We start from the raw sequence: 24,319 nt of genomic DNA, 5'->3' as shown, positions 1-24,319 counted from the left end.
CAGTCTTTGAATGAATAGGAGTAGAGTGGGCATCCTGCCCGACCCAAGAGATCAAGGGACAGGCAAGATGCCTATTCCACCGGTCGCAGCTCTCCCTACTCCCTACGGTGCGCGCCTCCTAGGGCGAGTAAATCGCCCTTGGGTCGCACCGCTCCCTACTCCCTGTGATAAATGCTATGAGCAATTATCACAGCGATCGCATCTAAAGCCAACTGCTTCCTGAGTAAAACCAAATGCCTTTAGTAAAAATTGCCAACGACACTGGCGAGTTTTCAGGTATTGATTCATCTGAGACTGGGCTTGCTGTTGGATATTACTAACCTGTGCTAGGGAGGAAGATTTTTGAGACCGGTGTTGCCGGTAATGGAATGGATCAATCCATTCTAGTTGACCAGCACTATCGAGGAGTGCTAAGGCTATGGCACCATTGGGAAACTCTTTGGCTACTTTGGCTACTTCTCCCTGGGCTGGTAATTGCTTTGCTAACTGTTGAGCCTGTTGGTATTGCGATCGCATTTGATGGGAAAAAAATTCTTGTCGTTGCTTATCCTCTGGATTGAACCATCCCGTTGGTTCACTGACTAAGGTCAAAGCATCCGCTGGTTTACCATCCCTGCCGCCACGACCTACTTCCTGAATATATTCCGATAAGAGTAAAGGTGCTTGGAAATGCACCACCCAGCGTACATCTGGCTTATTAATCCCCATGCCAAAGGCACAGGTACACACCACAAATTGGGTCTGACCACTAATCCAGCTGGCTTCAATTTTCCGACGCTCCTGAGCACCCAAGCCAGCGTGGTAAGCTGCGGTGGAATATCCCAAGGAAGTAAACCATTGCGCTAACACTTCACTATCTTTTCGGGAACGCACATAGACTAAACCAGCTTGTTTAGGTCTGGCTTTAATATAGTTCAATACTCGTTGGCGACGTCCTTTGGGAGTCCAGACGGTTTGCACCTGGAGGTTAAGATTGTCTCGATAGGGGCTAATTAAAAATGTTTGGGGTTGTTGCAGTTGCAAGACTTTGCGGATGGTTTGTTGAGCCTTGGGGTCAGCGGTAGCAGTAAAGGATGCGATCGCAATTTTTGTTCCCTTGGGCTTACACTTGAGAAGTGCTGGTCTTACTGCTCCCAAACGGCGATAAGCAGGTCTAAAGGTATCACCCCATTGAACCAAACAATGGGCTTCATCTAAAATCAATCCATTAATCTGAAGCTGTGGCTGACACAACCGTTTCCACACTGCTGCACTGAGTAGGGTTTCTGGGGATAAGTAGAGCAATCGCAGTTGCTGCTTTTCTAGAGCTTGAAGGGTTTGTTGCCGTTGGTAGCGAGGTAATTCACTATGTAACAGAGCAGCAGGTAATTTGCGATCGCGCAATTCCTGCACCTGATTTTCCATCAATGCTACCAGTGGAGAAATCACTAATGTTAATCCAGTTTGTAGTAACGCTGGTAGTTGAAAACAAATCGACTTACCACCACCAGTAGGCAAAATAATTAAAGCATCCCGTTGTTCTAAAATCATCCGAATAATTTCACCTTGGGGGGGTCGAAAATCCTCGTAACCCCAGAATTGTTTCAACGCTGCACGAACATCATCCCATTGATTATTACTGGATTGATTAGTATTAGTATTATTGCTAGTATTTTTACTACTATTTTTAACAACCATCCTGCTTCACTCCCGTTGATTCCTTCCGTTGATTCCTTGTCTTGATGCAATAGCGAGTGGGGGAAACCCCCTTTGGCCAACTGCATCGCTTTAAGCTTAGATAAATGCTCACCGGTTATACACTAGAATATCAACGGATTTTGCTAGGATGATGAATGAAACGATGTCCGTGAGATTCCCTAGGAAAGACATTGATTAACCACTCTACCTCGTAAACTGGTAAAACCATGAGATTCATTAGTCCCAAAACTGACTTTGCTTTCAAGAAAATCTTTGGCTCAGATCAAAGTAAGGATATTCTGATTTCCTTCCTTAATGCCATGATCTACTCTGGGGAGTCGGTAATCCAGGATTTAGAAATCCTTGACCCCTACAGTGCCGGGGATGTAGTGGAGTTAAAAGACACTTATCTAGACATTAAGGCAGTATTAGAGGATCAAACAACTGTGCTGATTGAAATGCAAATCTGGAATGTAGAGGCTTTCGAGAAGCGAGTGGTCTATAACTTGTGCAAAACCTATGGTAATCAACTAAAATCGGGACAAGGATATTTCGATCTCAATCCAGTCATTGCGTTAACCATCACGGATTTTAAGTTATTCCCATCAACCGAGAAAGTAATTAGCTGTTTTTACTTTCAAGAAAAAGAAGAGCACTTCGCTTATCAGGAAAATGAATTAAAGCTGGTGTTTGTAGAACTTCCCAAATTTAATAAACAACTGGAAGAGTTAGAAAGTGTGATAGATAAGTGGATATATTTTATCAAAGAAGCGCCCAGCTTAGAAATTATTCCTGATAATCTCAGGGAAATACCACAGCTAGAAAAAGCGTTAACTATAGCCAATCAAGCGGGGTTGAGTGTGTCAGAATTGGAAAAACTCCGCAAGCAGGAGATGGTGTTGGAGGACACGCGAGGTGCATTGAGTCTAGCTCAACGGGAAGGAATAGAACAGGGAATAATACAGGGACGAGAAGAAGGGGAAAGAAGGGTAATATTGCGACAGCTTGAGCGCCGTTTTGGCAAACTAACCAGTAATGATATCGCATTAATCGAAGCTTTGACGAATCAAGAGCTAGAGGGTTTATCAGAAGCCATCTGGGATTTTAAAACCAGTGAAGACTTACTCAACTGGCTCCAAGATAACTCTAACTAAAATCAAGGGCTATATCATAGCTTGACTCCATAAACAAGATCCAGGTGCGATCAATTTTTTTGCTCGGATTCACTACACTATCTGAGATAGTCAAACATTTGTGAAAAAGTTGCCTTGGCCTACGATAATATCTGTAAATACTTAGCAGAAGAATACCCATCGGAGTTTTTTCATTGGCTATTGGGTGAAGAACCTCGCGATATTCAGGTACTTAAAACCGAATTAAGTGCTGAACCCATTCAAGCTGATGCTCTGAGTGTACTCCAAAGTACTAACCAAATTCTGCACCTAGAATTTCAAACCCTACCCCAATCCGACCCACCACTACCATTTCGGATGTTAGACTATTGGGTCAGACTACAACGGAAATACCGATGTCCGATTGACCAGGTAGTGATTTTTCTCAAGTCTACAACCTCAGATCTGGTATTCACGAACGAGTTTAGGGATACTAACACCTGGCACCGTTATCGAGTAATTCGTCTGTGGGAACAAGACCCTCAACCACTGTTAGCCAATCGGGCTTTGTTACCCTTGGCCACTTTAGCCAGGAGTAATCAGCCCCTAGGATTGTTAGAGCAAGTGGTTGCTCAAGTGGATAGAATTGAAGAAAAACCATTACGGGGAAACCTAGCGGCCTGTGTGGATGTGTTGGCTGGTTTACGGTTTGATCAAGATTTAGTTCGTCGATTGTTAAGGGAGGAAGTTATGGAAGAATCAGTCACCTATCAAGATATTATCCAAAAGGGAGTCGAAAAGGGACTCCAGCGCGGAAAGCAGGAGGAAGCGGTATTAATTGTGATGCGTTTACTAACCCTGAAGTTAGGTTTAATTGACCCTGTGCTCCAACAGCAGATTGAGGGATTATCCATTACTCAATTGGAGGAATTGAGTGAAGCGTTGTTGAATTTTGAGACAGCAACGGATTTAGCGGTTTGGTTGGAGCACGGCTGACATTGAACTGTTAGTGTTCACCAGGATTTTTGGTGGGAAGATGATTTTGATAAGACCTGATCTAATCAGGTCTTTTTTAGATCTTATCTAAATCATTAGTGCTGGGGTATCATAGCTTGACTCCATAAACAAGATCCAGGTGCGATCAATTTTTTAACTGGGATTCACTACACTGTCTTGATGCAGTCGCTCATGGGGGAAACCCCCAAGACCGCGCTGCATCGCTGTCTGAGATAGTATTAAATTTGAACAATTTGCCTTGGCTTACGATAATATCTGTAAATACTTAGCAGAAGAATACCCATCAGAGTTTTTTCAGTGGGTATTGGGTGAAGAACCTCGCGATATTCAGGTAATTAAAACCGAATTAAGTGCTGAACCCATTCAAGCTGATGCTCTGAGTGTACTCCAAAGTACTAACCAAATTCTGCACCTAGAATTTCAAACCCTACCCCAATCTGAGCCACCACTACCATTTCGGATGTTGGACTACTGGGTCAGACTACAACGGAAATACCGATGTCGGATTGACCAGGTGGTGATTTTTCTAAAGTCTACGACCTCAGATCTGGTATTTACTAATGAGTTTAGGGATACTAACACCTGGCATAGTTATAGAGTAATTCGCTTGTGGGAGCAAGACCCATTACCGCTGTTAGCCAATCGGGCTTTGTTACCCTTGGCCACTTTAGCCAGGAGTAATCAGCCCCTAGGATTGTTAGAGCAAGTCGTTGCTCAAGTGGATAACATTGAAGAAAAACCATTACGGGGAAACCTAGCAGCTTGTGTGGATGTACTGGCTGGTTTGCGGTTTGATCAAGAATTAGTTCGTCGATTGTTAAGGGAGGAAGTTATGGAAGAATCAGTCACCTATCAAGATATTATCCAAAAGGGAGTCCAAAAGGGACTCCAGCAGGGACTCCAGCGCGGAAAGCAGGAGGAAGCGGTATTAATTGTGATGCGTTTGCTAACCCTGAGGTTAGGTTTACTTGACCCTGTACTCCAACAGCAGATTGAGGGATTATCGATTACTCGATTAGAGGAATTGAGTGAAGCGTTGTTGGATTTTAAGACAGTAACAGATTTAGCGGTTTGGTTGGAGCACGGCTGATATTGAACTGTTAGTGTTCACCAGGATTTTTGGTGGGAAGATGATTTTGAAAAGACCTGATCTAATCAGGTCTTTTTTAGATCTTATCTAAATCATTAGTGCTGGGGTATCATAGCTTGACTCCATAAACAAGATCCAGGTGCGATCAATTTTTTAGATGGGATTCACTACACTGTCTGAAATAGTCAAACATTTGTGAACAATTTGCCTTGGCCTACGATAATATCTGTAAATACCTAGCAGAAGAATACCCATCGGAATTTTTTCATTGGCTATTGGGTGAAGAACCTCGCGATATTCAGGTAATTAAAACCGAATTAAGTGCTGAACCCATTCAAGCTGATGCTCTGAGTCTACTCCAAAGTACAAACCAAATTCTGCACCTAGAATTTCAAACCCTACCTCAATCCGAGCCACCACTACCATTTCGAATGTTGGACTATTGGGTCAGATTACAACGAAAGTACCGATGTCCCATTGAGCAGGTGGTAATTTTTCTCAAGTCTACGACATCACAGATGGTATTCAATAACGAGTTTAGGGATACTAACACCTGGCACCGTTATCGAATCATTCGTCTGTGGGAGCAAGACCCATTACCACTGTTAGCCAATCGAGCTCTGTTACCCTTGGCTACTTTAGCCAGGAGCAATAACCCTAATCAATTGTTAGAGCAAGTGGTTGCCTATGTGGATAAAATTGAAGAAAAACCATTACGGGGAAACCTAGCAGCTTGTGTGGATGTACTGGCTGGTTTGCGGTTTGATCAAGAATTAGTTCGTCGATTGTTAAGGGAGGAAGTTATGGAAGAATCAGTCACCTATCAAGATATTATCCAAAAGGGAGTCCAAAAGGGACTCCAGCAGGGACTCCAGCGCGGAAAGCAGGAGGAAGCGGTATTAATTGTGATGCGTCAGCTAACCCTGAGGTTAGGTTTACTTGACCCTGTGCTCCAACAGCAGATTGAGGGATTATCGATTACTCGATTGGAGGAATTGAGTGAAGCGTTGTTGGATTTTGAGACAGTAACAGATTTAGCGGTTTGGTTGGAGCACTAAATCCCAATTTTTGAATTAAGAATGTAGAATTAAGAATTAAGAATTAAGAATTAAGAATTAAGAATTAAGAATTAAGAATTAAGAATTAAGAATTAAGAATTAAGAATTCTACATTCTGCATTCTGCATTCTGCATTCTGCATTCTACATTCTACATTCTGCATTCTACATTCTACATTCTGACAGACAACCTTGGCCAAAAGGCCACGCTACGCGAACAACGTCAGAACCTTGATACATTAAGATTGGTCAAGAGCTATTCCGATTCAAACCACAGGAGTAATAACATGGCCGGAAAGCAAATCTTAATGCTCGTAGGTGACTTTGTAGAAGACTACGAAGTGATGGTTCCGTTCCAAGGGTTGCAGATGGTAGGACATACCGTTGATGCTGTCTGTCCTGACAAAAAAGCTGGGGACATTGTTCGCACAGCGGTTCATGACTTTGAAGGAGACCAGACTTACACGGAGAAGCCTGGTCACAACTTCACTCTCAATGCCACTTTTGATGGGATCAATCCTGAAGATTATGATGCCCTAGTGATTCCAGGGGGGCGAGCACCAGAATACATCCGCCTCAATCAAGATGTGATCAAAATCGTGCAGCACTTTGCCCAAGCCAACAAACCAATCGCAGCAATTTGTCATGGTGCTCAATTGTTGGCAGCAGCAGATGTAATCCAGGGTAAAAAATGTTCCGCTTATCCAGCCTGTGGTCCCGATGTTACCCGTGCTGGTGGAACCTATGCTGACATCCCAGTAGATCAAGCAATAGTAGACGGTAATTTAGTAACAGCTCCTGCTTGGCCTGCTCATCCCCAGTGGCTAGCAGAATTCCTCAAAGTTTTAGGTACTCGCATCGAGCATTTAGACCCAGTTGTGGTTTAGTCGAAAGTTCATGTAGGGTGGGCAGTGCACCAGACAGATAATGAAGCTTGCAAAGCGCGTTGGTAGGCACTGCCCACCCTACGATTAATGACTTTTAACTATCACTTTTAACTATCAAATCAAGCATCAGGAATAAACCAATATAGCAAGTCTTATAGCTATGAGGTACAAAGCGATCCCCCGTTTCCCTTAAAAAGTGGGACTTTTAAGTTGAGAAGCGTACCTCATAAATGCAAGAAGGCGTTGCTGAATTAAGGAATGAATGCGCGATCATCTGGTTTTGTTGAAGCCCCCTAAATCCCCCAAGTTTGGGGGACTTTTAGAGTTTTTTTCCCCCCAGAATTGGGGGGTTAGGGGGGCGAAACCATACCCATAATCAGCAACGCCTGCAAGAAAAGCTATAGATCCGTTTCATCCTTCATACTTGATTTAATATTGCGGTACTGATGAATCAATTTCCTGACTCCAGGCGGTAATACCCCCTTTAACATTAATCCCTTCAATACCAGCCTCTTTCAAAATTCCCAAGGCTTTCGCTGAGCGACCTCCCTTTTTGCAATGGGCAATCAAGCGATGACCATTAACCAGTTCCTTGACTTTTGCTACACCAGAACCTTGTTCAATATCCGGTAATGGCACTAGCACTGAGCCAGAAATCTTAGCAATATCATACTCATGGGGATTGCGGACATCAATCAAAACAAAATCATCCGCACCACTTTCCATGAGTTCCTTGAGCTCCTGGACATTCATCTCTTTGATATCCATCTGGCGTTTGGCTTCCTCTTCTTGAGCTTGGGGAATGCCACAGAATTGTTGATAGTCAATCAACTTCTCAATCACCGGTCGTTCTGGATTCGGTCGCAGTTTCAATTCCCGGAAGGTCATATTTAAAGAGTTGTACAGCAACAAACGTCCACTGAGGGTATCCCCCTTGCCTAAAATAATTTTGACCGTTTCCGTTGCTTGGATCACACCAATAATTCCTGGCAGAATGCCCAAAACTCCTCCTTCGGCACAGGAAGGTACCATTCCTGGTGGTGGGGGCTCAGGGAACAAGTCGCGGTAGTTGGGACCACCTTCGTAATTAAACACTGTCGCCTGTCCCTCAAACCGGAAAATAGAGCCATAGACGTTTGGCTTATTCAGAAGTACACAGGCATCATTGACTAGGTAACGGGTGGGAAAGTTATCTGTACCATCGACGATAATGTCATAGGGTGCCATGATTTCCAAGGCATTCTCGGAATTCAGCAGGGTTTCGTAGAGGTCTACCTGACAGTGAGGGTTGATTTCTAGAATCCGCTCTTTGGCCGACTGAATTTTGGGTTTACCTACCCACGACGTCCCGTGAATTACCTGACGTTGGAGATTAGAACTATCTACAACATCGAAATCTACTAGACCTAGGTTTCCAATTCCAGCAGCAGCAAGATAGAGCAATAGGGGTGAACCTAATCCACCACTACCTATACATAGGACACTGGCAGCTTTGAGACGTTTTTGTCCTTCTAAGCCAACTTCGGGCAAAATCAGGTGTCGGGAGTAACGTTCGTATTCGTCTTTACTTAATTGGATTTCATCTAGATTGGGATTTAACATGGCATGTTGGGTTTGAAGCGGTAAGACTCAGGACTTAACCTTTGATAATGATAGTTTCTTCTGGCTGGAACTGGTGGTGTTCATCCAGGCTCCAACTTCTGAAGTCACACGCTTTACCTTCCTCAACAGCAACAATAATATACGAGTATTGCTGCCAAGCGATCGCACGATCAAATTCTGAAGGTACCGCTGGGTGATCCGGATGAGAGTGATAGATCCCGATTATATCGAGATTGCGATCGCGTGCGTCTTTTTGTGCCCGCATTAGCACCTCAGGAGCAATGCTGAATCGGCGCTGTCTGCTATAATCTCCCTGATGTTTGCCCTCAACCGTAGGATAGGCATCAGCTGCTTCAGCATCCCAGTTGTTCGGTGTGGGTAATACCTCAACCAGCGTTTTCACATCACCCCGGTGCTTACCCAATAGTAAACCGCAGCACTCTTCAGGATAGGTGCTCTCTGCGTGATTTTGAATTGCCAGTTGATGCTCACTGTCCAGTCTTAAGCCCATACCCATTTAACCATCACCATGTCTTGATGCAACTCTTTTTTGTTCACAGTTGAGTGTATATGTAAGCATATGCGCTACGCGCAGGCTAAGCCAACAGCCGTCAGCCGTCAGCCGTCAGCTTATTTTATTCAAAAGCTGTTCGGTGTAGCGTGGCCACAGGCCAATGGCCACTCAAGTAGCACCATCTGTAGTGCGTAAGCATTCAGCTATCAGCCGTCAGCCGTCAGGTTATTTTATTCAAAAGCACCATTAGTAGCCTAAGCTATGGGCATAAACTGTTCGGTGTAGCGTGGCCACAGACCTTTAGCTGTTCAGGTAGCATGGGCGTAGCGCTAATCGCTGTTCGCTGATAGCTGACGGCTGAATGCTTACGTAGCGCTAATCGCTGTTCGCTGATAGCTGATAGCTGATACGCGACACGCTGATAGCTGATAGCTTACGTGTATATTACCGTCAACTGTCAACCGTTAACCAAAAATTATCAATTATCAAATTATCAACTATAATATCACTTGTAATAGGTAAGATATTGTCGGGTGTAATACGTATTAGTCTTCAGTGTTGGTCAAATTTAAATTAACAAGTCTCAAGTCACAAGTCTCAATCGTAAATTTTCAATTAACAAGTCATTAAGGACCAGGGTTTGATATGACTCCTAACCGCACTATAACAGCAAACAACGAAGAGTATCGATTTTTTTTTCAGGAGAATGCTGCCAATATTTTTAAACACCATGACCGGGAAGTAATAGACTGCTTGCAACGTCGTAAAATTTCGATTAGCAACATTATACCATTGGATCAGGTTTACAATATATCTGTAAAAATCGGTAAAAATATTCCCTTTAAGTCAGTAAAAAAGTTGGCCTTACAACAAATGGAGGCAGTAGGAGAATTTCTTCAATATTTTCAAATCAGCATCCTCGGTCAACCCACCAGTATCTTCCAACTCCATGAGATTGAAATTAAAATAGATAAAATTTTTACCCCTGGCTTAACCTATGAGGGCGGAAAACTACTAATCTCTATTCCCGACTCGTCCTTACCGTTTCAGTCCCGTTACCTTAGCGATCAGGAGCTGAAAAATCAATGGAATAAGGGGAATCATCTTTCCAAAAAGTCTCTGTCTCGTAAAGCTTGGTGGTTATTAAATCCGATCGGGGAATTTAGGACTAACCTCAGAACAATGCTATGGCAAGCTGCCCAAAAGCAAATTTTAGGTATTGACAAACTATTACTTAAGTTTGGCTTAATTGATAGATCTGATAGCAGTCAACAAAGTGGTGAGCAACCCAGCTTACTGTTCAACCAGAATCCACCACCACAAGATCAGGGGTTGAGACAGAATCCTCCAACACAAGATCAGGGATTCAGAGAAGGTGCGATCGCATTGATCAAAAACTCTGTAAATGAAGAGAAGCTGGGAATAGACTTAGAAGTCGTACTTAAGGATCAAGATGAGGCTACTTTAGGGAAGCTGCTGGGATTATTTAGGCAAAACTTGGCAGACGCCGGCCAAATGGAAGAACTGATTGAAGCTGGTGCTTTAACCCTACAACAAGCCGTTTTCCATGAACAATCTGAAATTGATATTAAGATGTTTGGGTTTGTGAATGTGGGTAATTATCATCGCATTGATGTATCGCTGAATATAAGTGCTGGTTACTTGAAAAAATATGTTGAATTGATTCCCAGAAAGGCTGTTATAAAAGCAATTCAATTCGGATTTGTTAACGTCTATACTATAGACGATATTACAGTAAATCCTAACTTCCATGGAGCAATTAAGCTCTATTGGGAAACTGCTGCTCTGGAAAAATCACTGCAAGAATTAAGTCTAGTAAATCTCTCAGAGCAGTCAAGTTAGTAAACGTCAGCGGTCAGCGGTCAGCGGTCAGTGGTCAGCGGTCAGTGGTCAGTTATCAAGTATGCAGACGGAAGTCACATTAAACAGATAGTTACCTGTTATATTCAAAAGCACCTCAAGTAGCGACTGAATCAAGACAGCGTGGGCGTAGCCCATAAGCTAATAGCTAATAGCTGATAGCTGATAGCTAATAGCTGATAGCTGATAGCTGATAGCTGATAGCTGATAGCTGATAGCTGATAGCTAATAGCTGATAGCTGATAGCTGATAGCTTAAGTCATTACTCAATAGTCATCAGGGTACTCAACAGTCAACAGTCAACAGTCATTAATCCCTTGTTAATTGACAAGTTGGTAGTAACCATTGACAATTAACAAGCAATTTTCTGCTTGCAATTATGGCCACTAGCAATCAATTGGAGTCTTTACTCCTACAACTCGATGACCGCAGCTACAAATCCTACAGAGATATCAAGGGCAGCTATCAGTTTCCAGATTTCACTCTAGTGATTGACAGGGTTCAGGGAGACCCCTTTGCCTCTCCTAGCCAAGTGCGCGTGTACTTACCCCAGTCAGTGGCTGGTTTCCCCAGTGAGCTTTATCGAACTGACAGCCGAGCCATTGCCCTAGAAGATTATCTAACTCGCTCATTTGATTGGGTAGCTGGGGAAATGAGCTGTCGGCGGGGTACTGGGAATAGTGGCTTGATTGCCATTACCCGTGTCGGACAATCCGTGCTGGAGCGCACCTCCGCTTTGGTTAGTGATCAAGGGGTAGAAATCCGGTTTGTGGTAGGATTACCAGCTCGTGGTCGTCGGATTTCTGGGCGTCAGGCCGCAGAAATGCTATGCCAAGATATCCCTGATATTATTGACCAATCCATCAAGTATGAAGTCCTCGATCCAGCTGAGATTAAGCATCATGTAGAAACAGTGGAAGATGCCGATTGGCTGCGTCAACAGCTCGGACCCCGTGAATTAGTTGCCTTTATTCCTAACGGTGCTATTTTGCCACGCTCCAGTGGGGTGGATGACAAACCATTACAAGAGGATGCGATCGCATTTCAATCTCCCAAGACACTTCAAGTCGCATTCACTTGTCCCAATCGAGGATTAATTACCGGTATGGGAATCCCAGAAGGGATCACCTTGATTGTAGGAGGTGGCTATCATGGCAAGTCCACAGTGCTCAAAGCCATTGAATTAGGAGTTTACAATCATATTCCTGGAGATGGACGGGAATTAGTAGTCACCAATCCCACCGCCGTCAAGATTCGGGCTGAAGATGGTCGGGGGATTTCTGGTGTAGATATTTCCCCATTTATTAATCAATTACCTCAAGGTCGCTCCACTGAAAAATTTTCCACCACCAATGCTAGTGGTAGCACCTCCCAGGCCGCAAATATTATGGAAGCACTGGAGGCCGGTACCGAGTTACTGTTGGTAGACGAAGACACAGCAGCAACTAACTTTATGATTCGCGATCGCCGTATGCAGGAGCTGATTGCTAAAGATAAAGAACCGATTACACCATTTATTGATAAAGTCCAACAGCTCTATACCGAGTATGGTGTCTCTACTATATTAGTCATGGGAGGCAGTGGAGATTACTTTGATGTAGCCGATACGGTCATTGCCATGGACAACTTCCAACCCCAGGATGTCACGGAAAAGGCTCAGTTAATTGCCGAAAAATACTTTACCGAACGCAGCGCTGAAGGCGGGAAACACTTTGGCACTATTACCCCACGAGTACCATTAGCCCATGGGATTGACCCCAGTCGTGGACGCAAAGCCGTAAAATTGAAAGTCCGAGATGTAGATGAAGTAGGGTTTGGTGCAGAAAATATTGATTTATCTGCTGTTGAGCAGATTGTAGAAGTAGGTCAGTTAAGAGCAATTTCCAAAGCTCTTGTTTATGCTAAAGAGCATTATATCGATGAACGGTTGACCCTATCGGAAATTTTAGCTCTGGTGATGAGGGATATTGAAGAAGAAGGATTCGATGTACTAACGTTCTTTCCTGAAGGGGATTTAGTTCAATTCCGCCCCTTGGAATTAGCAGCAGCGCTGAATCGATTGCGGACCCTGTCAGTACTTTGAGGGGAATCCGGATCAACAGTCCTTTTTAAATTATCAATTATCAATTATTGAACTGATGAAAATAGAAGACTATTTTGATTTTATGGCTCCTGATGATATTCGCATCAAAGGAACCCGAGTGGGCATTGAAAATGTGCTGTATGAGTACATTTATCGTAATCGTACTCCAGAAGAAATTCTTAACTGTTTTTACACCATTACCTTAGAACAAGTTTATGCTACAATTCTTTACTACTTAAATAACAAAGAAGTTGTCAGCCAATATATTTATGACTGGCTGGAATGGAGTCATCAGCAACATAAAGCTCAAGAACTAAACCCTCCTCCAGGTATAGTTAGATTACGAAAATTAAAAGCGGAACAAGAAGCTAATAAGGTAAGCATTCAGCTATCAGCTGTCAGCCGTCAGCTAATCAACGGAAGGTAGTAAACAAACTAGGGGGTGCTGGTACGACTGGTTGAAAATCCCTGCTGGTTTTACTCATCCGATCCCGTGCAGTTAAAGCGCCTGATAGCAGCTCAAGTAGCGTGCGCGTAGCGCTAATCGCTGTTCGCTGATAGCTGACGGCTGAATGCTTACCTAATAAGAAAGCCTGTACCATGGCTTAATCGCAATCATCCCATCATGCCCATACGTCAAACCTTAGACTTACCAAAGATCCAACTGTCTTACCTAGAATGGAACCAAGGCCAAACTCCCTTGTTACTCTTACATGGATTAGCAGACCATGCCCTAGTGTGGTCTAGCCTCGGGGATTACCTTGCCCCAAAGTATCATATCGTTGCTCCAGATCTGCGCGGTCATGGGGAAAGTAGCAAGCCGGATCTTGGCTATACCTTTGATGATCACATCGCGGATTTAGAAGCCTTAATGGATCACCTAGGATGGTCTAGTGCTCATATCCTCGGTCACTCCTGGACTGGTAAATTAGTTCCGATCTGGGCTAAGCAAAATCCATCGCGATTACGCAGCCTAATTTTGGTGGATCCCTTTTTCATCGGGAAAATTCCGATGTGGTTTAAGGTTCTGTTTCCCATACTGTTCCGTGTCTTGCCTTTTGTAAAAGCTATGGGACCCTTTGTCAGTTATGAGCAAGCGGAAGCACAAGCTAAACAATTAAAACAATACCGGGGCTGGAGTCCCTTTCAGCAAAACGTCTTTCAAGCCAGCATTGAACCTAAACCTGATGGCAGTTGGGGCAGTAAATTTGTGGTTCAGGCCAGAAATGAGATTTTTGAAGACGTGATGCGCGTAGCAGGACTAACGGAAATCATTGATATTCCTACGGTATTGATAGTACCAGAAAATGGTCTTAATCGCTCCGATGGACAGCTAAAACCCTATAAAACTTATCTCAAAAATCTAACTATTCGTCAAGTTTATGGGAATCATTGGCCATTTTTAGTAGAGCCGGAAGAGTTTAATCGGGCTGTAGAGCTGTTTTTGGAAGAGCAACAGCAAAAGCCCTGTGACGTTGACTGATCACTGTTTGCTCTGAGCTTTTTGCTGTGATGTTTCAGGATTAGACCATTTAATTTTATTACCCCTATTCCCTACTCCCTACTCCCTACTCCCTACTCCCTCAAACCTAGGACGAAGTCCTTTATCCCATTAACTGGTATAGTTAAGTAGCACCAAGGGAATTAATAAAATAGAGTCATGAGCCTTTTAGGAAACATTATCTGGTTAATTTTCGGCGGTTTAGTTGTTGGTGCCGGTTACATTATCGGTGGATTAGGGATTTGTCTGACTATTATTGGCATCCCCTTTGGAATACAGGCTATAAAGTTGGGCATCGCTACTCTGGCACCATTTGGCAGAACAATTGAGGAAACTTCAGAGGCTGGTAGCCTCCTCAATATGATTTTTAACATTATCTGGTTGATCGCCTTTGGCTGGGAGATTGCTGTGGCTCATTTGGTATCAGGGCTAATTTTAGCCATTACGATTATTGGTATTCCCTTTGCCCAACAGCATTTTAAATTAATTCCCCTGTCTCTATTTCCCTTCGGAAGAGAATTGCGCTAAATTTGTAAGCTATCAGTTATCAGCTATCAGCTATCAGTATATGCTTTGATGGGCTTTTATCCAGACTTTAAATTATGATTAATCTCGAACTATTAAATTATTCCGTTTGTGCGATAAGCACGCTACGCTGGGTTTATTATCAGCTGACGGCTGACAGCTGACGGCTGAATGGTTAACTAAATTTTATATTCAATACTTTTGTATTTATGGATAACACAGTTTTATTTGGTATCGGCACTTTGCAGGAGTGGCTAACAGTATTAGGTTATACATCTTTAATTGCTTTTGTTTTTTGGCGCGTGATGCTTACAAAGCCGAAGTGATATATTGAGATACTCTAGCAAAGGGAACAGGCTTGTAGGGTGGGCAAAAACAGTTTGGTTCAAATGAGTATTCTAGATAATATTACTTTGCCCACCCTACTTTAATTGGGATTTTTTTTTACACTACATTGACCTACGCGCAAGTCAGAAGTCAGAAGTCAGAAGTCAGAAGTCAGCTTAGACTTACGTTTCGCAATTTAGGAATGTCCTAACCTTAATGTGTATAGCGGTTTTTAATCTAGTAAGGTACAATTTTTTTGGTTTTAGGGAGCAGGGAGCAGCTTACAAGGGTAGGTTTTTTACAAATGAGCGAGTAGGTACTTTAATTACGTAGAAATTCCGAAAACTATGTATTATATTATACAATAATTTCCGGGATAATTCTTTCCATCTCCTCATCTCCCCATAAACCCTTCGATCAGATCTGACCCAATCGCCCTTACACAAAAAAAATAACCACTTCTTCTCTTCTGTTCTCTTCTGTTCTCTTCTGATTGTTTATATTATTTTCTATTTTTTTCTGTGCTTTTCTGTTTACTTGAGCTTCTCCCCCCACACTTCCCACACCTCCCACACTTCCCACACTCCCTGTTTGACCTGTCATGTAAAAAACCTACCCTTATGAGGCAGGGAGCAGGGAGCAGGGAGCAGCGGATATGGGAAGAGGGAAGAGGGAAGAGGTAAAAAAATATGTGTACCTCATGAGGATAAAAAGCGCTATAGTGCTATATATTGAGATACTGCCCTTGACACTCCCCGGTCTAAAGACGCGGGGATTCTTCAATCATTGACTCGACTTGCTGAGCCTGGCCGAAGCCAAGAACAGTAGAGGCCAAATCTCCTGAAGCGTTCGAATCAATGATCCAGGTTCCGGTGTGCCCCACCGTACCCAAGGCTCTGTTTAGGATGTTGATTGCGGCATTGTGGTCACGGTCTAATTCACAGCCACAACGACAGGTATGAGTCCTAGTAGATAGTGATTTCTTTACTACCTCTCCGCAGCCCGAACAATTCTGACTAGTATAGGCAGGGTTTACTGCTACGGTAACTCTACCGAATTTAGTTCCGAAGTGTTCTAACCATTTCCTAAACTGATACCAACCTGCATCGTTAATAGACTTAGCAAGACAGTGGTTTTTAACCAGGTTTTTGACCCTTAAATCTTCGTAAGCTATCAAGTCGTTAGACCGAACTACGCAACGTGCCGGAGACGAAACCTTAGAAGAGTGCAGCCTTACAACAAAACCTGCCACCTTTGATGCATAGCCTACCAACTATAAAGGCTGCACTCTTCTTGCGGTAACTTCTAACCAGTCTCTTGGCATGTTCTTCACGTTGCCTACTTATTTTAAGGTGTTGCCTACCTAGCCTATTAACCGCTTTTCTACGATTGGTTGAGCCTTTCTTTTTTCGGGAAACCCGACGTTGGTAAAATTTTAATCTTTTCTCCCCAGTTCTGTAAAAGCGGGGATTTGGTTCAGTTTTTCCTCTGGAATCAGTGTAAAAGTCTTTTAGCCCTACATCTAGACCGACAGTCGCGTCAGCAGGGACTAATTGTTCCTTTACTTCGACAGAAACACAGAACTGAACATAATAGCCATCAGCTCTTTTTACTATGCGAACTCGTTTGATTTGCTTCTTATCAAAGCGCCACAAGTCCCACGTACCTTTAAGTTTAAGCTTTCCAATTCCCTTCTTGTCAGTGAAGGTTATAGATTTCTGATCAGGGGATATCTTCCACCCTGATTGCTTGTACTCAACTGATCGGCAATTTTTCTGAAAATTAGGAAAACCCTTTTTCCCAGGAACTTTCTTTTTGCAGTTATCAAAGAAACGAGATATTGATGACCATGCTCTCTCAGCCGCAGCCTGTCTGGCCGTTGAGTTTAATTCATTGGCAAACGGGAAATTTTTAGCCAAGGTTTTGCAATATTTATTGAGGTCGTATTTGTTCAACCCTTTATTATCCATCCATAGGCGGAGGCAGCTATTTCTTACGAACTTCATAGTTCGGATAGCTTCGTCTATTGATTGATACTGTGACTTGTTTCCGTATGCCTTAAACTCAAGTATAATCATCAGAATTCGACCTCTTCTGGTATATTATTATGCTAGCAGCCCTAGCGCAATTTGAAAAGTATTTTTGCTATATTTCTTGAAGGGTGGCGCTTTGCCACTGCGAGCCTTCATCCCGGAGACGAAACCTTAGAATAGGGTCGCCTTATTACAAAAACCTTCAAACTTTTACTCATAACCTGCCGACGCTCATTGGCTCCACTATTCTTGCGGTAAATTCTAACCCGGTCTAAAGACACGGGGTTTTCGGCTTTCGGGATGCTTATAACGTAGGTTAGACGATGAGCGCGATCGCGTAGTGGCTCTGAAAGAGCATCCCACTCCCATGGGTTGGTTTTCTACTACTATGCTATCATGATAGTGTAAACATTAGGGAAAACCATGACCAATTTAAGTCTACGAGATATTCCTGAAGAGCTTTACCAAAAAATCAAAGCAATGGCTGCCCGAGAACGCCGTTCTGTGAATCAACAGATTCTGGTGTTATTGGAGCGGTCTGTGGGACTCTCCCAGCGACCTTCAACACAGGTTCTCGAAGCAATTGATCGCACTAGAGAAACAATCTTTACCCGAGTCGGTGTCATGCCTGATTCAGTGGAGCAAATTAATCAGGACCGGAGCCGTTAATGCTGTTGGTGATTGATAGTAGCGTTGTTGCTAAGTGGTTGTTTGTGGAGCCATTAACCAAACAGGCTCTGGCTGTCCGTAAACATTGGGAGTTATCCAGAGTAGATTTGATTGCGCCACAACTGATCCTAGCAGAAGTCGGAAATATCATCTGGAAAAGACAAAGAGTGGGTTTGATTACTGAGCAAGAGGGAAATAGTCTCATTGCCCACCTACTAGCACTATCTCTGCCAACAGTAGAGACAGAATCTATTTTACCCAGAGCCTATAGTTTGGGAGCAGTTTTTGACCGGACTGTCTATGATGCCCTCTATCTAGCCTTAGCAGAGGCAATGGCAGCTAAGTTCATCACGGCAGATCTGCGCTTGTATAATGCAGTTAGTGGGAATTTACCATTCATTGACTACTTGGGTAATTACTAAGTTGACTTGTCCTTCTTGTTGTAAAGATATCACCCCAGAGCATCTTTATCCTTGGCTTGGTGCGTTATTAACGCACCCTACTCCCTACTCCCTACCCCCTACTCCCTACTTTTCACAACCAATTTCCCAGCAAAATAAAAGCCGACCAGTAAATGGGGTGATTAAATGCCTCGCTCTGCAACAGCTCCAGTTGAGCTTGTCGCAAAGCTTCAGCCTTGGTAACCTGGCCTGTGGCTAACCTCTGATAGAACCGAGTCATTAACTCTGTAGTAGCAAGATCGTCCGCAGTCCAGAGACTGGCAATGGTACTGCGTGCCCCCCCACGCACGGCGATACCAGCTAATCCCAACGCTGCTCGGGAGTCTCCCACGGCGGTCGTACAAGCACTGAGGACGAGTAATTCAATCGGATTTTCTTGCTTTTGATCCGCTGAGATCAGAGTATTTAACTCATTGAGATTGATCACGTCATCCCAGGTCAGCAGAAAGGTTTCTTCCGCTACTGAACTAACTTGACCATGAGTGGCGAGATGAACAATTTCGTAACCAGAGCTATTAACTACTGTATTGAAGTTGGATTCAGTAAAGGACTCATTGAGTAAAATCAATGAGGGAACTTGACCCTTGATATTCTCTAATTCCACCTTCACCCCAGGAAGTGGAGGTAATGGAAGATGGGGACGAGCTTCGGTTAGTCCAGCAGTGAGAGCCGAAACGTTTTGTCTGACTAAAGGTTGAGAGTCGATTAGTTGTAAACTAGGTGCTACCGCAATACTGTATTTCTCGATGGAATAGCGTTCCCCGTCATAAAGCACGGACATCGGAATATTGCGCAGGGCTCCGTCGGGGATAAATACTAGAGTGCGGATGTTACTCTTGGCTAGTTCCGCTTCAATCGGACCGATTAACCAGTCGTGTATTGTTTGTAAGTTGTCCTTTCTCAGACCTCGCCAAGAATTAATAATATTGATGTTTACCGAAGCCAGTTGTTGTTCGATTTCTGGTTGAGGTAAGTTAGTAGTAATCTGGCGCAGGGGTTGTCCGGGCAAAGTGACAATTACTTCCAGGCGGTCTGGCAAGATAATGGTATAGAATATAGCGGCGTTGGGGTCTATTTCGTCGAGATTAACAGGTTTAGCATCTAGACAAGCATCCCGAAAGAAGTTGTCTAGTTCTGCTAGTTGTAGGGATTCAATTACATCTCGTGCTTGTTTGAGGTTTTCTTGAGATGCATTCGGTTCCAGCAGTAGTCCTACTAATTCTCGGTAGACTGGTTCAACACTCTCTCGAAACCCAAATTGAATATCGCTACTAATCGCGACTAGGTCGCTACGGATAGATTGGAGGGTTTGCACGGATTGAGCATAGGCCGCGATCGCGGAGCGTGACCTTTGGTCAATCGCGTCCAATTTATCCTGTTTTAGATTCAGAATTCTCCCCAGTTGCCATTGCCATTGATAAGCTAAATCCGGAGCCTGGATTTCTTGAGAAATTAGTAACGCTTTTTCGGTTAAGTCTTCCGCTTCATCAAGACGTTGATTGTATTCGTATAAAGTCCCCAAGTTACCGATTGCTTCCGCTTCCGCTCGTTTATCTCCTAAATTCCTAGCTAGCTTAATAGCATCAGCGAGATAAGTAGCAATATCTTTGGGAGATGTGAGTTGTGATGTTGTCGGTTTTAATAGGGTTTTAGCTAGATTAATTCTAGCATAAATTGCAGCTTTACTGGGAGATAATTTAGTTAAACTATTGTCGATAGCAGGCAATAATTCTCTGGCTTGTGACCACTCTTGTTGAGCTATCACTATACTCAGTTGATTTAATTGCCCTTGAATTTTCATATCAGCTAAGGGAGATTCCTCCACAACCCGTTGATAGAACTCTAAAGCGTCTGCTGTGTCTCCTTTTAATCTAGCGGTATTGCCCAAACTGATCAGATTATCAGCAATCAAGGTCTGATCTCGTAAGTTTTCCGCTATCGCTAAACTTTGTTGTAAAATTGCTTTAGAGTCTTTGAATTTACCTACTCGGCGCAGCACATCACCTAGGTATTGGAGGGCGGTACTTTTCAGGGCGCTATCGGGTTGGTCTTGGAGAGTTTCCTGGATTTGAGTTAAGGTTTTAGTGGCTTGATGATATAATCCTAATACTCGCAAGGCTTGGACTTGGTAAATCTGACTTTCTGTTAATCTAGTTAAATCTCCGATATCTTGGTAAATAGCACTAGTTTCCTGCCAAGTCGATAAGGCTTTTGACCCCTGACCTAGAGATAAGTATATTTGTCCTTGGACTTCTAAAGTTTGGGCTCTTAATTGTTGACTTTCCTTAGTATTGGGAAGTTGTGATAGTTTAGTAAAACTCTGGGATAGTGTTTGTTTAGCTTGGTCTAGGTCTCCCAAGGTTTGATAAACTAACGCTAGATTTACTAAGGAATTAATTTCACCAATAAGGTCGCCACTGTCGGTGTAGTTACTAATAAGTTGCTCCAACAACGGTATCGCCTCTTGATATTGACCTGTTTCATAGAGGTGTTGGGCTTGTTGGTCTGGGGAATCGGGAATCGGGAATCGGGAATCGGAACCCACCCCTAACCCCTCCCAGGAGGGGAACGGGAATCGGGAATCGGGAATCGGGAATCGGGAATCGGGAGTCGGGAGTCGGGAATTGGGTGTGATGACAACAGAGTTTGATAAGGCTTTCCCGGATGGTAGGAAGCAGGTTAATGCGATAGCAATTATAAATGATAGTTTTTTCATAATAATTAAGGGAATTTAGAATTTAGAATTTAAAATTTAGAATTTAGAATTTAGAATTTAGAATTTAGAATCGGGAATAGTACTATAATAATAGTTTATTAACTCTTGCCTCTTGCCTTTCTTTAAGAGAGTATGTTCACAACTTAAATAAAAATTATATAGGTTTTATTGCATGTAGGAGGTACACTTATCAATCTCAAAGTCCCCCTTTTTAAGGGGGATTTAGGGGGATCCCTTTGTACCTCATGGGAAAGAGAATTGCTATATATTACTCTTCCCTACTCCCTACTCCCTACTCCCTATTCCCTATTCCCTGTTCCCTGTTCCCTATTCCCCCTTCCCGAATGACAATCAAGATTGGGCAATATCTGCTCCACAGGAGTTCCGTTAAATGGTTGCGCAGTCAGAATAATCGTGCCATCCTTTGCTATTACCCAGCCTTGGGCTTCGATAATCACTTTTTTGTCTTGACGGGGTCTGACGGATGCTTGGGCTTGTAATGGTTGTCTGTTGCTGGCTAACCTAGGACGAGTTCTCCACCTCACTGTTCTGTGGGCATTAATCACTGGATCTTCTGGAGTGGGTGGTAAACCGCCTTTTCCGATAATGGTAAAGGAACTGCCCCCAGCAATGCGATCATTCTCAAAGCCACAAAGGTCATTGGCCAGGATCGCTTCTGCATCCACCAGGATTCCTGGCAATTCGTTTAAGCCTGAAGTGGGGTCTACCTGGGAGATGTTGAGGATTACCTCACCGTTGAAGGATGAGCCACGTTCGGAGGTGGAAGTAATGTCATTGTCTGGAGTGAGACGGTCGCGAAACTCTAAGCCAAAGATGCCTTTGGCGTTAATTTCAACACGACCTCCTGAGCCTTGGTCAGCATCGGCAATGATGTCACTATCTCCCAGACCGACTAAGGTATCAGTCTTAATTTCTATCTTTCCCCCAGTGGTTGTATTCTGAGCTTCAGTTATAATTTTGCTTTCGTTGAGGAGTCGGATGTCACGGGAAAAGAGTTTAATATTGCTGTCGTCTCCTCCTGCTGTTTCTGCTGTGATCCTGCCATTGTTGTCAAGGAAGATGGAGTTGGCATTAATATCTACCGTGCCTGCTGAACTATCCTTGTTAATGCTTCTAGCGCTAACTTCTGCTCCATCAGAGATTATTAACTTGTCAGTGGTAATATTCAACAAATCTCCGGCATTTCCTGTTGCTTCCCGATTAGCTTGAATAAATAAGCCGCTGGGAAACTCACCATCGGCAGAGGTACCAGTACCAATGAGTTGAACAGATTCAGAGGCATTGACAGTCAAATTTCCCCCATTCCCTTCACCAAAAGTGGCAGCTGAAACTCTTGCTCCATCTTCGACACTTAACTGCCCAGTGGTAATACTCAAATTTCCGGCATTTCCTTTTGAGCCTGGATTAACTTGAGCAAACAAGCCGCTGACAATCCGACCATCGGCTGAGGTACCAATCAGTTGAACAGTAGAGTCGGCATCCACAATCAAGTTCCCTCCGTCCCCTTCATCAACAGTGATAGCTAAAACTTGTGCTCCATCAGAGACGATTAACTCCCCAGTGGCAATATTCACATCTCCCGCTTTTCCTTTCCCTTCAGTTTGAGCAAACAAGCCGCTGCTAATCCTACCATCGGCTGTTGTACCAATTAGTTGAACAGTAGAGGAGGCATCTATACTTAAGGTTCCCCCGTTCCCTTCACCCCTTGTGCTAGCTGAAACTTGTGCTCCATCTTTGACTATTAACTGCCCAGTAGTAATACTCAAATTTCCGGCATTTCCTTTTGAGTTTGGATTAGCTTGAGCAAACAAGCCGCTCCCAAATGGACCATCGGCTGAGGTACCAATCACTTTAACAGTAGAAGAGGCATTCACAGTCAAATTTCCACCATCCCCTTCACCAAAAGTGCTAGCTGAAACTTCTGCTCCATCAGAGACGATTAACTCCTCAGTGGTAATCTTTACATCTCCCGCATTTCCTTTCCCTTCAGTTTGAGCAACCAAGCTGCTGCTCCGACCATCGGCTGAGGTACCAATCAGTTGAACAGTAGAGTCGGCATCCACAGTCAAATTTCCGCCATCCCCTTCACCAAAAGCGCTAGCTGAAACTCTTGCTCCATCAGAAACGATTAACTCCCCAGTGGTAATCTTTACATCTCCCGCATTTCCTGTTGCTATCTCATTAGTTTGAGCAAGCAAGCCGCTGCGAACCCGATCATCGGCTGAGGTACCAATCAGTTGAATAGAGTCGGCATCCACAGTCAAATTTCCGCTGTCCCCTTCACCAAAAGTGCTAGCTGAAACAATTGCTCCATCTTTGACAATTAACTGCCCAGTGGTAATACTTAAATTACCCGCATTTCCTGTCCCAAAAGTTACAGCAAACAAGTCGCTGCTAAGTTCAACAGTAGAGGAAGCATTCACAGTCAAATCTCCCCCGTCCCCTTCAGCAACAGTGCTAGCTGAAACAAATGCTCCATCAGAGACAATTAACTCCCCAGTGGTAATACTCAAATCTCCCCCCTGTCCTAAGCCAAATACATTCGCAATTATCCTAGAACCATCCTTAAGACTGAGCTGAGAAGCCCGAACAACTATCCCACCGCCATTCTGACTTCCGATAGTATTCGCAAATACATCAGAGCGATCGCGTAAACTCACATTACCCCCCTGCACCTGTATACTCCCACCACTTTCCCCAGTGGTAACGACTCTAGCACCGTCGGACAAACTAATATCCTTATATGCTTGAACTCCTGAATAATCCAATACAAAACTCGTATCCGTTGGGGTCAATTTCACCACACCATTAGCACCAACACTCCCCAGCTCAATCCGTCCATCCAATGCAATATTAAAGCCACCAGGAATATTCACATCACCACCAATCAGCCCTAAGGTTTGACCATCTGGTACCCGTAAGAAACTCAACTGATTAGTAATAGTCCCTGGATTAGAACCATATTGCAAACCAAGAGGCCCCTTAATCGTTAACAGAGGTGGAGCATCTGGGTTGGTGGCGCTGAATTTAAAACTATTGTCAAACAACACACTATCAGCAGTACTTCCAAAAAATGAACCTCCCACATCCAGTCTGCTATTAGGACCAAAGAAAATACCGTTGGGATTTATCAAAAATAAGTTAGC

At 43.6% G+C, this 24,319-nt stretch carries 22 protein-coding genes; 14 read left to right on the top strand and 8 right to left on the bottom strand.

What is annotated here, in order from left to right; all coding sequences use genetic code 11:
* Positions 1–10: 10 nt before the first annotated feature.
* Positions 11–223: a hypothetical protein gene (locus LYNGBM3L_RS42165; protein ID WP_131826905.1), complete on the top strand. Its 213-nt coding sequence runs from the start codon at positions 11–13 to the stop codon at positions 221–223.
* On the opposite strand, the gene LYNGBM3L_RS30165 is transcribed toward LYNGBM3L_RS42165, so the two are convergent.
* Positions 175–1,677: a RecQ family ATP-dependent DNA helicase gene (locus tag LYNGBM3L_RS30165; RefSeq protein WP_008190344.1), complete on the bottom strand. Its 1,503-nt coding sequence runs from the start codon at positions 1,675–1,677 to the stop codon at positions 175–177. The two genes, LYNGBM3L_RS42165 and LYNGBM3L_RS30165, sit on opposite strands and share 49 nt — an antisense overlap.
* Before the next feature lie 227 nt (positions 1,678–1,904).
* Here LYNGBM3L_RS30165 and LYNGBM3L_RS30160 point away from each other — a divergent pair, with 227 nt between their 5' ends.
* From LYNGBM3L_RS30160 to LYNGBM3L_RS30140, 5 genes are all read left to right on the top strand, one after another.
* Positions 1,905–2,831: an Rpn family recombination-promoting nuclease/putative transposase gene (locus LYNGBM3L_RS30160; RefSeq protein ID WP_008190342.1), complete on the top strand. Its 927-nt coding sequence runs from the start codon at positions 1,905–1,907 to the stop codon at positions 2,829–2,831.
* A gap of 114 nt (positions 2,832–2,945) precedes the next feature.
* A complete protein-coding gene (locus LYNGBM3L_RS30155; RefSeq protein WP_008190340.1) occupies positions 2,946–3,785 on the top strand; it encodes an Rpn family recombination-promoting nuclease/putative transposase in 840 nt (279 codons plus the stop codon).
* A gap of 259 nt (positions 3,786–4,044) precedes the next feature.
* Positions 4,045–4,896, top strand: a complete 852-nt coding sequence (locus LYNGBM3L_RS30150) for an Rpn family recombination-promoting nuclease/putative transposase (RefSeq protein ID WP_008190338.1) — start codon at positions 4,045–4,047, stop codon at positions 4,894–4,896.
* Between the two features lie 209 nt (positions 4,897–5,105).
* A complete protein-coding gene (locus LYNGBM3L_RS30145) occupies positions 5,106–5,954 on the top strand; it encodes an Rpn family recombination-promoting nuclease/putative transposase (protein WP_008190337.1) in 849 nt (282 codons plus the stop codon).
* A 286-nt stretch (positions 5,955–6,240) separates the two neighbouring features.
* Positions 6,241–6,840, top strand: a complete 600-nt coding sequence (locus LYNGBM3L_RS30140; RefSeq protein ID WP_008190336.1) for a DJ-1/PfpI family protein — start codon at positions 6,241–6,243, stop codon at positions 6,838–6,840.
* Between the two features lie 429 nt (positions 6,841–7,269).
* Here LYNGBM3L_RS30140 and moeB read toward each other — a convergent pair whose 3' ends face one another.
* Together moeB and LYNGBM3L_RS30130 are read right to left on the bottom strand one after the other, a co-directional pair.
* On the bottom strand, positions 7,270–8,442 hold the full coding sequence (moeB, locus tag LYNGBM3L_RS30135; RefSeq protein WP_008190334.1) for a molybdopterin-synthase adenylyltransferase MoeB: 1,173 nt from the start codon (positions 8,440–8,442) through the stop codon (positions 7,270–7,272).
* Between the two features lie 34 nt (positions 8,443–8,476).
* Positions 8,477–8,959, bottom strand: coding sequence for a M67 family metallopeptidase (locus LYNGBM3L_RS30130; protein WP_008190332.1), 483 nt, complete (start codon positions 8,957–8,959; stop codon positions 8,477–8,479).
* Positions 8,960–9,022: 63 nt separating this feature from the next.
* Between LYNGBM3L_RS30130 and LYNGBM3L_RS49120 the strand changes: the two genes are divergently transcribed.
* The 6 genes from LYNGBM3L_RS49120 (at position 9,023) to LYNGBM3L_RS30105 (ending at position 14,949) form a co-directional block, all read left to right on the top strand.
* Positions 9,023–9,151 (top strand): hypothetical protein, encoded by a 129-nt coding sequence (locus tag LYNGBM3L_RS49120; RefSeq protein ID WP_267872113.1) that lies wholly within the window; start codon positions 9,023–9,025, stop codon positions 9,149–9,151.
* A 450-nt stretch (positions 9,152–9,601) separates the two neighbouring features.
* Positions 9,602–10,819, top strand: a complete 1,218-nt coding sequence (locus tag LYNGBM3L_RS30125; RefSeq protein ID WP_008190330.1) for a hypothetical protein — start codon at positions 9,602–9,604, stop codon at positions 10,817–10,819.
* 397 nt (positions 10,820–11,216) lie between these two features.
* Positions 11,217–12,920: an ABC-ATPase domain-containing protein gene (locus tag LYNGBM3L_RS30120; RefSeq protein WP_008190329.1), complete on the top strand. Its 1,704-nt coding sequence runs from the start codon at positions 11,217–11,219 to the stop codon at positions 12,918–12,920.
* Positions 12,921–12,975: 55 nt separating this feature from the next.
* The gene (locus LYNGBM3L_RS30115; RefSeq protein WP_008190327.1) at positions 12,976–13,347 is read left to right on the top strand and encodes a DUF433 domain-containing protein; all 372 of its coding nucleotides are present in this window, start codon (positions 12,976–12,978) and stop codon (positions 13,345–13,347) included.
* Positions 13,348–13,545: 198 nt separating this feature from the next.
* Entirely contained in the window at positions 13,546–14,403 is an 858-nt protein-coding gene (locus tag LYNGBM3L_RS30110) for an alpha/beta fold hydrolase (protein WP_008190326.1), read from the top strand.
* Positions 14,404–14,580: 177 nt separating this feature from the next.
* Complete coding sequence (locus LYNGBM3L_RS30105; protein WP_008190325.1) at positions 14,581–14,949, top strand: YccF domain-containing protein; 369 nt, start codon at positions 14,581–14,583, stop codon at positions 14,947–14,949.
* A 762-nt stretch (positions 14,950–15,711) separates the two neighbouring features.
* On the opposite strand, the gene LYNGBM3L_RS44635 is transcribed toward LYNGBM3L_RS30105, so the two are convergent.
* From LYNGBM3L_RS44635 to LYNGBM3L_RS30095, 3 genes are all read right to left on the bottom strand, one after another.
* Positions 15,712–15,876, bottom strand: coding sequence for a hypothetical protein (locus LYNGBM3L_RS44635; protein WP_008190324.1), 165 nt, complete (start codon positions 15,874–15,876; stop codon positions 15,712–15,714).
* Between the two features lie 157 nt (positions 15,877–16,033).
* Positions 16,034–16,450 (bottom strand): RNA-guided endonuclease InsQ/TnpB family protein, encoded by a 417-nt coding sequence (locus LYNGBM3L_RS49115; RefSeq protein ID WP_008190323.1) that lies wholly within the window; start codon positions 16,448–16,450, stop codon positions 16,034–16,036.
* Positions 16,451–16,490: 40 nt separating this feature from the next.
* On the bottom strand, positions 16,491–17,351 hold the full coding sequence (locus tag LYNGBM3L_RS30095; protein WP_008190322.1) for an RNA-guided endonuclease InsQ/TnpB family protein: 861 nt from the start codon (positions 17,349–17,351) through the stop codon (positions 16,491–16,493).
* Positions 17,352–17,729: 378 nt separating this feature from the next.
* Here LYNGBM3L_RS30095 and LYNGBM3L_RS30090 point away from each other — a divergent pair, with 378 nt between their 5' ends.
* Complete coding sequence (locus LYNGBM3L_RS30090; protein ID WP_008190321.1) at positions 17,730–17,975, top strand: FitA-like ribbon-helix-helix domain-containing protein; 246 nt, start codon at positions 17,730–17,732, stop codon at positions 17,973–17,975.
* Positions 17,975–18,397, top strand: coding sequence for a type II toxin-antitoxin system VapC family toxin (locus LYNGBM3L_RS30085; protein ID WP_008190319.1), 423 nt, complete (start codon positions 17,975–17,977; stop codon positions 18,395–18,397). Before LYNGBM3L_RS30090 ends, LYNGBM3L_RS30085 begins: the two co-directional genes overlap by 1 nt.
* Before the next feature lie 112 nt (positions 18,398–18,509).
* Here LYNGBM3L_RS30085 and LYNGBM3L_RS30080 read toward each other — a convergent pair whose 3' ends face one another.
* Together LYNGBM3L_RS30080 and LYNGBM3L_RS35145 are read right to left on the bottom strand one after the other, a co-directional pair.
* Complete coding sequence (locus tag LYNGBM3L_RS30080; protein ID WP_063747955.1) at positions 18,510–21,152, bottom strand: CHAT domain-containing protein; 2,643 nt, start codon at positions 21,150–21,152, stop codon at positions 18,510–18,512.
* 299 nt (positions 21,153–21,451) lie between these two features.
* The coding region (locus tag LYNGBM3L_RS35145) for a beta strand repeat-containing protein (RefSeq protein ID WP_052308485.1) at positions 21,452–24,319 on the bottom strand (2,868 nt) is incomplete at its 5' end.

Origin of the sequence: Moorena producens 3L (assembly GCF_000211815.1) — a bacterium.
GTDB classification, from domain to species: domain Bacteria; phylum Cyanobacteriota; class Cyanobacteriia; order Cyanobacteriales; family Coleofasciculaceae; genus Moorena; species Moorena producens.
The sequence above is the reverse complement of the archived record's forward strand: the minus strand, read 5'-3'. Positions and strand labels throughout refer to the sequence as shown.